The sequence below is a fragment of the uncultured Amaricoccus sp. genome (assembly GCF_937858865.1).
In the GTDB taxonomy this organism is placed as follows: domain Bacteria; phylum Pseudomonadota; class Alphaproteobacteria; order Rhodobacterales; family Rhodobacteraceae; genus Amaricoccus.
Genome location: NZ_CALLYO010000506.1, coordinates 1 through 10,430, shown reverse-complemented (window position 1 = coordinate 10,430; position 10,430 = coordinate 1). Strand labels below are relative to the sequence as shown.

11 protein-coding genes are annotated in these 10,430 nt (G+C 72.6%); 7 read left to right on the top strand and 4 right to left on the bottom strand.

What is annotated here, in order from left to right:
* Positions 1-178: 178 nt before the first annotated feature.
* A complete protein-coding gene (locus tag Q0112_RS14870; RefSeq protein ID WP_297976610.1) occupies positions 179-562 on the top strand; it encodes a hypothetical protein in 384 nt (127 codons plus the stop codon).
* A 3-nt stretch (positions 563-565) separates the two neighbouring features.
* On the opposite strand, the gene ehuD is transcribed toward Q0112_RS14870, so the two are convergent.
* From ehuD to ehuB, 3 genes are read right to left on the bottom strand one after another with little or no spacing between them, the layout of a single operon-like run.
* Complete coding sequence (gene ehuD / locus Q0112_RS14865; protein ID WP_297976614.1) at positions 566-1,264, bottom strand: ectoine/hydroxyectoine ABC transporter permease subunit EhuD; 699 nt, start codon at positions 1,262-1,264, stop codon at positions 566-568.
* A gap of 27 nt (positions 1,265-1,291) precedes the next feature.
* A complete protein-coding gene (gene ehuC, locus Q0112_RS14860; RefSeq protein ID WP_297976608.1) occupies positions 1,292-1,948 on the bottom strand; it encodes an ectoine/hydroxyectoine ABC transporter permease subunit EhuC in 657 nt (218 codons plus the stop codon).
* Between the two features lie 24 nt (positions 1,949-1,972).
* Positions 1,973-2,848, bottom strand: coding sequence for an ectoine/hydroxyectoine ABC transporter substrate-binding protein EhuB (gene ehuB, locus Q0112_RS14855; RefSeq protein ID WP_297976607.1), 876 nt, complete (start codon positions 2,846-2,848; stop codon positions 1,973-1,975).
* Between the two features lie 81 nt (positions 2,849-2,929).
* Here ehuB and Q0112_RS14850 point away from each other — a divergent pair, with 81 nt between their 5' ends.
* Positions 2,930-3,865, top strand: a complete 936-nt coding sequence (locus tag Q0112_RS14850) for a succinylglutamate desuccinylase/aspartoacylase family protein (protein ID WP_297976605.1) — start codon at positions 2,930-2,932, stop codon at positions 3,863-3,865.
* A 156-nt stretch (positions 3,866-4,021) separates the two neighbouring features.
* Here the strand turns inward: Q0112_RS14850 and Q0112_RS14845 are convergent, their stop codons facing one another.
* Positions 4,022-5,560, bottom strand: a complete 1,539-nt coding sequence (locus Q0112_RS14845; protein WP_297976603.1) for a sigma 54-interacting transcriptional regulator — start codon at positions 5,558-5,560, stop codon at positions 4,022-4,024.
* A 231-nt stretch (positions 5,561-5,791) separates the two neighbouring features.
* Here Q0112_RS14845 and alr point away from each other — a divergent pair, with 231 nt between their 5' ends.
* The 5 genes from alr to Q0112_RS14820 all read left to right on the top strand — a co-directional run bounded on the left by alr (position 5,792) and on the right by Q0112_RS14820 (position 10,383).
* A complete protein-coding gene (gene alr / locus Q0112_RS14840) occupies positions 5,792-6,913 on the top strand; it encodes an alanine racemase (protein ID WP_297976602.1) in 1,122 nt (373 codons plus the stop codon).
* On the top strand, positions 6,910-8,208 hold the full coding sequence (locus Q0112_RS14835) for a D-amino acid dehydrogenase (RefSeq protein ID WP_297976600.1): 1,299 nt from the start codon (positions 6,910-6,912) through the stop codon (positions 8,206-8,208). The genes alr and Q0112_RS14835 overlap by 4 nt, the downstream gene beginning before the upstream one ends.
* Positions 8,205-8,576 carry a RidA family protein gene (locus Q0112_RS14830; protein WP_297976598.1) on the top strand — a complete coding sequence of 124 codons (372 nt, stop codon included), beginning with the start codon at positions 8,205-8,207 and terminating at the stop codon, positions 8,574-8,576. Before Q0112_RS14835 ends, Q0112_RS14830 begins: the two co-directional genes overlap by 4 nt.
* Positions 8,577-8,647: 71 nt before the next feature.
* Positions 8,648-10,051 (top strand): amino acid permease, encoded by a 1,404-nt coding sequence (locus Q0112_RS14825; protein WP_297976596.1) that lies wholly within the window; start codon positions 8,648-8,650, stop codon positions 10,049-10,051.
* Positions 9,988-10,383, top strand: coding sequence for a SpoIIE family protein phosphatase (locus Q0112_RS14820; protein ID WP_297976612.1), 396 nt, complete (start codon positions 9,988-9,990; stop codon positions 10,381-10,383). The genes Q0112_RS14825 and Q0112_RS14820 overlap by 64 nt, the downstream gene beginning before the upstream one ends.
* The last annotated feature ends 47 nt before the right edge of the window (positions 10,384-10,430 follow it).

Sequence of the window (10,430 nt, the reverse complement as noted above, 5' to 3'; positions counted from 1 at the left end):
GCACGGCCGGGGGCAACGGTGACGCTGAGGCCCGGATACAAACGGATCGCGACTGATCCTGCGGCTTTCGCGAATGTGAAGGGCCAATTCGTGCTCATGCTACACGTCAGGGTTGATATCGTCGGCTGACCGCGCAACAATCGAATCGTCACGCGTCCCCCTGCGCCGAGCTTGCCGAATGTCCCAGGTCGAACCCTCCCCCCGCGAGGATTCCGCGGAAACGAGCTACCTCGACGACTACCGCGCCGCGGTGGAGCGTCTGCGTGGCGAAACGGTGGCCGAGGTCGGCGGCCAGCCGATGCCGCCGGAGAAGGCCTCGATGCTGGCGGTGCTGGCCGCGGCGCTGCCGCTCCTGGCGGTGGCGCTCCACCCGGCGGTCCCGGTCGAGCCGAACGGGCTGCAGGAGGGGCTGGCGCTGCTCGCGGTCTGGCTCGTCGCCTTCCGGGTGCAGAGCCCGCGCTACGCCCGCTTCCATGCCTGCTGGCACCGCAAGATCGCCGCCCATCAGGCGGCGGAGGTGCGCGCCGTGGCGCGCGGCGGCGGCATTCTCGGCGGCCGCTGACGGTCAGACCGGGCCGCTTCCCGGCCCGGCGGACGGCAGCGCCCGGCCGGTCCGGTGCAGGGTCATCCGGCGCTCGATGCGGCGGACCGCCCAGGCGGCGAGGAGGCTCACGACGAGGAGCAGCACCGCCGCGACCGTATAGGGCTCGTTGTAGCGGAAGGTGCGCCCGGCGATGTTGTTCGCCGCGCCGAAGACGTCGAGCACGGTGATGGCCGCGAGCAGCGGCGTCTCCTTGAAGAGGCCGATCAGGTAGTTCCCGAGCGGCGGGATGGCCGGCGGCAGCGCCTGCGGCAGGATCACCGCCCGCCAGAGCGCGACGGGCCCGAGGCCGAGGGCGCGGCCGGCGTCCCACTGGCCGGGCGGGACCGCGTCGATGCCGGCGCGGTAGACCTCGGCGACATAGGCGCCGATGTGGATGCCGAGGCAGAGGATGCCGGTGGTCAGCGCGTCGATCCTGAGGCCCCATTTCGGCGCGACGTAGAAGACGAAGTAGAGCTGCACCAGGAGCGGCGTGCAGCGGATGAAGGAGATCCAGCCCTGGGCGATGCGCCGCAGCGCCTTCGAGCGGCCGCGGCGCATCAGCTCGAGCCCGAGCCCGACGAGGAGCGCCACCGCGAAGCCGCCGAGCGTCGCGATGACGGTGATCCTGAGCCCCTTGAGCATCTCGGGCAGGAAGGACCAGGCGAAGGCGAAGTCGAACATGGTGCTCACCGGGCGCTCACCGGGCGCTCACCGGCGGAAGCGCGCGGCGCGCGCCTCGGCGCGCGCGACGAGCAGGCTGAGCGGCCAGGCCATGGCGAAGTAGAGGACGAGGACCAGCGCCCAGACCTCGAAGTCGCGCCCGGTGGTGACGACCATCTGCCGCCCGGCGAAGGTGAGCTCGGTGATGGTGATCAGCGAGACGAGCGAGGTCGCCTTCAGCAGCTCGATCAGCAGGTTGCCGAACGAGGGCAGCGCCACCACCATCGCCTGCGGCAGGATCACCGTGCGCCAGGTCTGCACCCGGGTGAGCCCGAGCGCCCGGGCCGCGTCGCGCTGGTCCTGCCCGACCGTCGCGATGGCGCCGCGCACGATCTCCGAGCCGTAGGCCGACATGTTGAGCCCGAGCGCGACGATCGCCGTCAGCATCGGCGGCAGCGAGAGACCGTAGGCGGGCAGGATGAAGAAGAGGAAGAAGAGCTGCACCAGCGCCGAGGTGCCGCGGAAGATCTCGACGTAGGCGACGGTCGCGTAGCGCAGCCACTTCCACGGCGCATTGCGGGCGAAGGCGACGGCGAAGGAGAGGAAGAAGGCGAGGACCGCGGTCAGCAGCGTCAGCTGCAGCGTGATCCGCGCCCCGCGCAGGAGCTGCGGCAGCAGCTCGAGCGGCCCGAGGAGCGCCTCCACCTCAGGCCGTCCCCCGGCCGGGGGTCAGCCGGCGCAGAGGGATTCGGCCGTCACGCCGGGCGTCGGCAGCTCGTCCTCGCCGTAGCCGTACCTCGAGATGATCTCGAGCAGCTCGCCCGACTCGATCAGCCGGGCGATCTCGGTGTTGAGGAGATCGCGCAGCCCCTCGTCGCCCTTGCGCACGCCGAAGGCGGCATAGCCGTAGGCCGGCTCGCCGCTCTCGGTCCTGGCCTGCTCGAACGGCGTCACCCGCTCGACCGAGGGGTCGTTGGCCGTCGCGAGCAGCGCGCCGAGCTCGAGCCCGGGGAAGAAGATCACGTCGACCCGGTCCGCCCGGAGCCCGGCCAGCGCCTCGGTCGCATTGGCGAAGAGCACCGTGCGGTCGGCCGGCAGCCCGGCGCTCGCCAGCGCCTCGACCTGCGCCGAGCCGGTCTGCGTGCCGACGGTCACCTCCGGGTTGGCCACCGCCTCGGCGACGCTGTGCACGCCGGTCGGGTTCCCCGCCTTGGCGGCGAAGCCGTAGCCGGCGCGGGTCAGCGGGTTGGTGAAGGCGATCGCCTCGCAGCGCTGCGGGTTGATGTACATGCCGGCGGCGATGATGTCGAAGCGGTCGGCGTTGAGCCCGGGGATCAGCGCGTTGAAGTCGACGATCTGCGGCTCGAGCTCGGTGACCCCGTGCGGCGCCAGCGCCGCGCGCACGATGTCGGGGATCGCCCCGGCCACGGTCCCGTCGGTCTCGACGTAGCCGTAGGGCCGCTCGTTGGCGATGCCGATGCGGACGCTCCCCTCCCCGGTGATCCGGGCGAGGGTGTCCTGCGCGACGGCGGCCCCCGGAGCGGCCGCGAGCGCCGCGGCGACGAGCGCCGCCGGACGGAAGATGGCCGCGAGCTTCAATGACATCTGCGCCCCCTGCTGGCATCGACCCGGCGCCGACGCTACGGTCGCCCAAGGCAGGTGTCAACGCGGAGGGAGTGCGCGGAAATGGAGCCCGGACTTTCGTTCGAGGAGCTTGCCTTCTCGCCCGGCGTCCTCGCCGGCTGGCGCTTTCCGGTCGCCCGGCTGACCGGCGCCGCGCCCGGGCCGCATCTGGCGGTGATCGCCGGCGTCCACGTCAACGAGACCTCGAGCATCGAGGCCGCGGTCCGCCTGCAGCGCGCCGTCGCGCCCCCGGCGCTCCGCGGCCGCATCTCGGTCATCCCGATCCTCAACCAGCCGGCCATCGCCTCGCGCGCGCAGTACGTCTGCCCGATCGACGGGAAGAACATCAACTTCTCCTTCCCCGGCCGGCCGGACGGCAGCTTCTCCGAGGCGCTGGCCTGGGCGGTGCTGGAGGAGTTCGCCGCCGACGCCGACGTCCTCGTCGACCTGCACGGCGGGGATCTCTGCGAACAGGTCAGCCGCTTCACCATCGCCCAGGAGATCGGCGAGCCGGCCTTCGACGCCGAAAGCCTCGCGCTCGCCCGCTGCTTCGACGCCGAGATCGTCGTGCGCCTCGGCCCGGAGCATCTCGCCGCCCCCGGCCGCAGCACCACCGGCCGCGCCACCCGCCGCCGCTCCGCCGCCTTCGCCGAGGCGGGGCGGATCGGGCTCGTCGAGGAGGAGAACGTGCGCTTCCACCTCGAGGGCGTGCTGCGCATCGCCCACCGCCTCGGCATGGTCGAGGCGGCGCCGCCGCTCGCCCGCACCCCGGTGATGACGACCCGCTATCTCTGGGTGAACGCCCCGGCCGACGGGCTCTGCCGCTGTCGCGTCGAGCCCGGCGAGAGGGTCGCCGCCGGCGCCGTCCTCGCCACCGTCGAGGACGTCTTCGGCCGCGAGATCGCGACGGTGACCGCGCCCGAGAGCGGCTGGATCCTCTGGCGCGTCACGCACGCCCTCGTCGCGGCCGACGGGCCGCTCTTCGGCCTCGCCGCCTGAGTTGACCCACCCGTCCGACCCGTCACTCCAGAGCGAAAAGGGCAGCGCCCGACCCGGCGGGCGAGAAGCGCCCGCCCGGGGAGGCAGGGCCTCGGGCGGGACAGGTGGGGAGGGCGGACCCATTCCTTCGCCGATCGCGCGAACCGGTCGCGCGCGTCACCCCTTCCCGGCGCCCTCCGGCAGCCGGTGGCGGCGGAGCTTGTTGGCGATCATCGTGTGCGAGGCGCCGAGGCGGGCGGCGAGCCGCCGGCTCGAGGGATAGCTCGGGTAGAGCCGGGCGAGCAGGTCGCGCTCGAAGCCGGCCAGCGCCTCGGCCCAGGTCGTCACCTCGCCGTCGGCCGCGCCGCGGCGCCCGGCGGCGCTCGCCGCCAGCCCGAGGTCGGCCTCGGTCAGCAGCCCGTGGTCGCTGAGCGTGACGGCGCGGAAGATGACGTTCTCGAGCTGGCGGGCGTTGCCCGGCCAGGGGGCGGCCATCAGCGCCCGCTCGGCGTCGGACGCGAGGCGGCAGTCGGAGCGGCGGGCCTGGGCGGCGGCGCGGGCGACGAAGTGCCGGGCGAGCAGGCGGATGTCCTCGCCCCGCTCGCGCAGGGGCGGCAGCGTCAGGCTGAGCACGTTCAGCCGGTAGAAGAGGTCCTCGCGGAACTCGCCGCGCGTGATCATCCCCGGCAGGTCGCGGTGGGTGGCGCTGATGATGCGCACGTTCACCCGCGCCTCGCGCTCGCCGCCGACGCGGCGGAAGCTGCCGTCGTTGAGGAAGCGCAGCAGCTTGGCCTGGAGGTAGAGCGACATCTCGCCCACCTCGTCGAGGAAGACCGTGCCGCGGTCGGCGAGCTCGAGGAGCCCCGGCTTGCCCTCGCGGCGGGCGCCGGAGAAGGCGCCGCCGGCGTAGCCGAAGAGCTCGCTCTCGGCGAGGCTCTCGGGCAGCGCGGCGCAGTTGAGCGCGAGGAACGGCCGCTCGGCGCGCGGGCTCGCCGCATGGCAGGCGCGGGCGAGGAGTTCCTTGCCGGTGCCGGTCTCGCCGAGAATGAGCAGCGGGGCGTCCACCGCCGCCACCCGCGCCCCGCGCGCCTTCAGCGCGCGCATCGGCGGCGACTCGCCGAGGATGGCCTCGAAGCCGCCGGTCTCCGCCCCCTGCAGCGCGTTCAGCCGCTCGCCGAGCCGCTGCGGCGCGTGCAGCAGCACGACCCCGCCGGCCGCGCCGTCGGCCGGATCGACCGGATGCGTCTCGAGCATGTAGGGCCGGCCCTTCAGCGTCACCTCGCGCGGCGGCAGGCCGAAGCCGCCCTCGACCAGCTCCGCCACCGCGTCCGGCGCGTCGACGAGCGTGGCGAGCCGCACCCCGGCGAGATCGGCCCGCCCGGCGGCGCTCGCCGCCGCCTGGTTGGCGACGAGGATCGTGCCCGCCCCGTCGAGCGCCATGACCGGGCCGCCGAGCGCGTCGAGCAGCGCATGGAGCTGCATCCGCCGCCGCTCGCCGGGCAGGAGATCGACGGTGCGCACCGTCTCGACCCCCGCGACGGTCGCGAGGTCGGCCGCGAGCGCGGCGAGGTCCCGGTCGGGATAGTCGGGGGCGTCGACATAGACGTGCGGCACCTCCACCTCCACGCCGACGACGTTGACCCGGCGGCGGGCGATGACCGACAGGATCTCCGAGGCGATGCCCACCCGGTCGGCGAAGAGGATGTCGAAGCGCACGCCCGCCTCCCCTGTAAATGATTCCTTACAGCCGTAAGGGATTCCTTACACCCGGCGGAAGTGCTTGAGCAAGCGGACATTTTCCGCTCGCAGGCCGCGAGTCGTACACGTTCGTTTACACTCGCGTTCCGCGCAGCTCGCGGGAATCCCGCGCCGTTACAATGGGTTGCGTGCGGCGCAAAGTTGGCATGCGCCTTGCTTATACCTGGGCAAGACAGGAGGAAGCGGCGAATGACGCAACACCCATCATCCCACGCCGGCGCGCTGCTGGAGATCGACCTCGGCGCGATCGTGGCGAACTGGAAGGCGCTTCGCGAGCTCGCCGGCACGGCGGGCTGCGCGGCGGTGGTGAAGGCCGACGCCTACGGGCTCGGCGCCGCCGAGGTCGCCCCCGCGCTGGCGGCGGCGGGGGCGCGGCAGTTCTTCGTCGCGCATCTCGACGAGGCGATCGCGCTCCGCCCGCTGCTGCCCGGCGCCGAGATCTTCGTGCTGAACGGGCTGCCGGCCGGCGCCGAGGCCGACTGCGCCGCGGCCGACGCCATCCCGGTGCTGAACAGCCCGGCCCAGGTCGCGGCCTGGGCGGCGCTGGCCGCCGAGCGCGGCCGGCGGCTGCCGGGCGTCGTGCAGGTCGACAGCGGCATGTCGCGGCTCGGCCTCGCCGAGGCCGAGGTCGCGGCGCTCGCCGACGATCCGGCGCGGCTCGACGGCATCGCGCTGCGGCTGGTGATGAGCCACCTCGCCTGCGCCGAGCGGCAGGACCACCCGATGAACCGCAGCCAGCTCGCCCGCTTCGAGGCGGCGCGGCGGCGGCTGCCGGCGGCGCCGGCGAGCCTGGCCAATTCCTCCGGCGTCTTCCTCGGGCCGGACTTCCACTTCGACCTCGCCCGTCCGGGCGCGGCGCTCTACGGCATCGCCCCGGTCGCCGGCGCGGCCAATCCGATGCGGCCGGTGGTGCGGCTCCTCGGCCGCATCGTGCAGACCCGCGAGGTCCCGGCCGGGGCGCAGGTCGGCTACGGCGCCACCTGGACCGCGCCCGGCCCGCGGCGCATCGCCACCGTGGCGGTCGGCTATGCCGACGGCTTCCTGCGCACGCTGAGCGGCCGCGGCCGCGCCTTCGCCGGCGAGACCGAGGTGCCGCTGGTCGGCATCGTCTCGATGGACACCGCGACCTTCGACGTCACCGACGCGCCGGCCGCGGTCGAGGGCGGCTTCCTCGAGCTCCTCGGGCCGCGGCAGACGGTCGACGCCCTCGCCGCCCAGGCCGGCACCATCGGCTACGAAATCCTCACCTCCCTCGGGGGCCGCTACGCCCGCAGCTACGCCGCCCCGCAGATCGAAAGGCTCAGCGCATGAAGATCATCATCCTCGGCAGCGGCGTCATCGGCACGACGAGCGCCTGGTACCTGGCGCAGGCCGGGCACGAGGTCACCGTCCTCGACCGCCAGGAAGGCCCCGCGCTCGAGACGAGCTTCGCCAACGCCGGCGAGGTCTCCCCCGGCTACGCCTCGCCCTGGGCGGCGCCCGGCATCCCGGTCAAGGCGATCAAGTGGCTGTTCATGAAGCACAGCCCGCTCTTCATCCGCCCGAGCTTCGACCCCGCCTTCTGGCGCTTCGCCTTCGCCATGCTCCGGAACTGCACCGCCGCCGCCTACGAGGTGAACAAGAGCCGCATGGTGCCGATCGCCGAATACAGCCGCGACCTGCTGCGCGAGCTGCGCGCCGAGACCGGCATCGCCTACGACGAGCGCAGCCAGGGCACGCTGCAGCTCTTCCGCACCGAGAAGCTGCTCGCGGGCTCGGCCAAGGACGTGCACGTGCTGGCCGACCTCGGCGTGCCGCACGAGGTGCTCGACGTCGAGGGCTGCATCCGCGTCGAGCCCGCCCTCGCCCGGGTGCGGGAGAAGTTCGTCGGCGGCCTGCGCCTCCCGGGCGACGAGACCGGCGACTGCTTCAAGTTCACCAATGCGCTGCGCGAGCTCGCCGCCGCCCGCGGCGTCGACTTCCGCTACGACGTGAAGATCACCGGGCTCGTCGCGGACGGGGACCGGATCGCCGGCGTCGCGACCAGCACCGGCACCGTCACCGGCGACGCCTACGTCGTGGCGCTCGGCAGCTACTCGCCGCTGCTGCTGAAGCCGCACGGCATCGGCCTGCCGGTCTACCCGGTCAAGGGCTACTCGCTGACCGTGCCGATCACCGACCCGGCCGGCGCGCCGGAATCGACCGTGATGGACGAATACCACAAGGTCGCCATCACCCGCCTCGGCGACCGCATCCGCGTCGGCGGCATGGCCGAGCTCGACGGCTACGACACCCGCCTGCACACCAGCCGCCGCGCCACGCTCGAGCATGTCGTCACCGACTTCTACGGGGCCGGCGGCGACGCCAAGGCCGGCACCTTCTGGGCCGGCCACCGGCCGATGACCCCGGACGGCCCGCCGATCATCGGCCAGGCGAAGTACGGCAACCTCTGGCTCAACACCGGCCACGGCACGCTCGGCTGGACCATGGCCTGCGGCTCCGGCCGCGTGCTCGCCGACCTCGTCACCGGCCGCGCGCCGGCGATCGACGCCCGTCCCCTCGGCATCGAGCGCTACACCGCCCCTGCCACCCTTTCCACCCACCACCCGAAGGAAGCCCACGCATGAAGCCCATCAACGCCTCCGGCGCCCCCGCCGCCATCGGTCCCTACGTCCACGCCGTCAAGGTCGACGGCTTCCTCTTCACCTCGGGCCAGATCCCGCTCGACCTCAAGGGCAACCTGGCCGAGGGCATCGAGGCGCAGACCGAGCAGGTCTTCGACAACCTCGCCGCCGTCCTCGCCGAGGCCGGCTCGAGCTTCGACCGGGTGGTGAAGGCGACCGTCTTCGTCACCGACCTCGGCGACTTCGCCAAGCTCAACGCCGTCTACGAGAAGCGCTTCGGCACCCACAAGCCGGCCCGCTCCACCGTCCAGGTCGCCGCGCTGCCGCGCGGCGCCAGCGTCGAGATCGAGCTCGTCGCCCGTCTCGGCTGACCGACCGGGGCCGCCGGACGACGGCGGCCCCACCCCTCACCCCTCAACGAACAATCCCCCCGGAGGAATCCATGCGACACATGGACCAGGCGGCGCTCGACGCCGAACAGAAGCAGGAGGCCGGCGACTTCCACCGCGGCCTCAAGGACCGCCACGTGCAGCTCATCGCGCTCGGCGGCGCCATCGGCGTCGGCCTCTTCCTCGGCTCCGGCCGCGCCATCAGCCAGGCCGGCCCCGGCCTCATCTTCGCCTACGCCGCGGCGGGCCTCATCATCTTCCTCATCATGCGCGCCCTCGGCGAGCTGATGCTGCACCGCCCGGTCGCCGGTTCCTTCGCCACCTACGCCGAGGAATACGTCTCGCCCTTCGCCGGCTTCGCCACCGGCTGGTCCTACTGGTTCATGTGGGTGGTGACCGGCATGGCCGAGATCACCGCCGTCGGCATCTACACCCACTACTGGTTCCCCGAGGTGCCGCAGTGGATCCCCGCGCTCGTCACGCTCGGCGTCCTCTACAGCGTGAACCTCATCGCGGTGAAGCTCTTCGGCGAGCTCGAGTTCTGGTTCGCCCTGATCAAGATCGTCGCGATCGTCGCCCTGCTCGTCGCGGGCCCCCTCTTCCTGATCTTCGGCTCGGGCGAGCATGCCGAGGCGGCGAGCGTCACGAACCTCTGGGCGCACGGCGGGCTCTTCCCGACCGGCATGCTCGGCGTCGTGCTCGCGCTCCAGATGGTGATGTTCGCCTTCCAGGGCGTCGAGCTGCTCGGCGTGACCGCCGGCGAGGTCGAGGACCCGGAGAAGTCGCTGCCGAAGGCCACCAACGCCGTCGTCTGGCGGATCCTGGTCTTCTACATCGGCGCGCTGCTCGTCGTGATGATGCTCGTGCCCTGGTCCGAGTTCTCCGCCGGCGAGAGCCCCTTCGTGATGGTCTTCGAGCGCATGGGCTTCCCCGCCGCCGCCCTCGTCATCAACTTCGTCGTCATCACCGCCGCCGCCTCGTCGTGCAACTCCGGCATCTTCTCGACCGGCCGGATGCTCTACACCCTCGCCCATTTCGGCCAGGCGCCGAAGGCCTTCGGCAAGGTCAACAAGAACCACGTCCCGGCGCTCGGCATCACCGTCTCGGTCATCGTCATGCTGTTCGGCGTGGTGCTGAACTACTTCATCCCCGAGCAGGTCTTCGTCTACGTGACCTCGGTCGCGCTGGTCGGCACGCTCTGGACCTGGGGCATGATCATGCTCGCCCACATCGGCTACCGCCGGGCGGTCACCCGCGGCGAGGCGGCGCCGGTCTCCTTCCGCCTGCCGGGTGCGCCCTTCACCAACTGGCTCGTGCTCGCCTTCCTCGCCATGGTCGCGATCTTCCTCGGCTTCGACGACGGCACGCGGGTCGCGCTCTACGTCGCCCCGGTCTGGTTCACCATCCTCGCGATCGGCTACCAGATCTCCCAGCGGCGCGAGGCCGTCCCGGCCTGACGATCGCCAGCAGGCACGACACGGCGGCGGCCGCGACGATGGGCCAGCTCCGCGGGCTGCTGCGCGGCATCGCGCACCACAGCGGGGCCGGGCCGGCCGAGGTGCTGCGCGGCCTGGACGAGGCGATCGCGCAGATGCACGCCGATGCGATGGCGACCGCGACGATCGCCCGGTTCGAGCGGGCCGAATCCGCGGCCGGCCGGGGTCCCGGCGCCGCGGTCGGCGTCCTGGCGGTGGCCGGGGTGGCCATCGGCACGTATGTCTCGCACCTGCTGGTGGAACGCGCCCAGGCGCGCCAGCGGCCGGCTCGCAATGAAGGGGAATCCGCATGAAGAAAGTCAGCGTCGAATGCCGCAACATCCGGCTGTCCTACGGCAAG

What these genes read in the sequence shown, in the direction of transcription:
- Q0112_RS14835 (WP_297976600.1), top strand. Translation starts at nt 6,910, where the DNA reads ATGAAGATCATCATCCTCGGCAGCGGCGTCATCGGCACGACGAGCGCC.
- ehuD (WP_297976614.1), bottom strand. Translation starts at nt 1,264, where the DNA reads ATGTTCGACTTCGCCTTCGCCTGGTCCTTCCTGCCCGAGATGCTCAAG.
- ehuB (WP_297976607.1), bottom strand. Translation starts at nt 2,848, where the DNA reads ATGTCATTGAAGCTCGCGGCCATCTTCCGTCCGGCGGCGCTCGTCGCC.
- Q0112_RS14870 (WP_297976610.1), top strand. Translation starts at nt 179, where the DNA reads ATGTCCCAGGTCGAACCCTCCCCCCGCGAGGATTCCGCGGAAACGAGC.
- alr (WP_297976602.1), top strand. Translation starts at nt 5,792, where the DNA reads ATGACGCAACACCCATCATCCCACGCCGGCGCGCTGCTGGAGATCGAC.
- Q0112_RS14830 (WP_297976598.1), top strand. Translation starts at nt 8,205, where the DNA reads ATGAAGCCCATCAACGCCTCCGGCGCCCCCGCCGCCATCGGTCCCTAC.
- Q0112_RS14825 (WP_297976596.1), top strand. Translation starts at nt 8,648, where the DNA reads ATGCGACACATGGACCAGGCGGCGCTCGACGCCGAACAGAAGCAGGAG.
- Q0112_RS14850 (WP_297976605.1), top strand. Translation starts at nt 2,930, where the DNA reads ATGGAGCCCGGACTTTCGTTCGAGGAGCTTGCCTTCTCGCCCGGCGTC.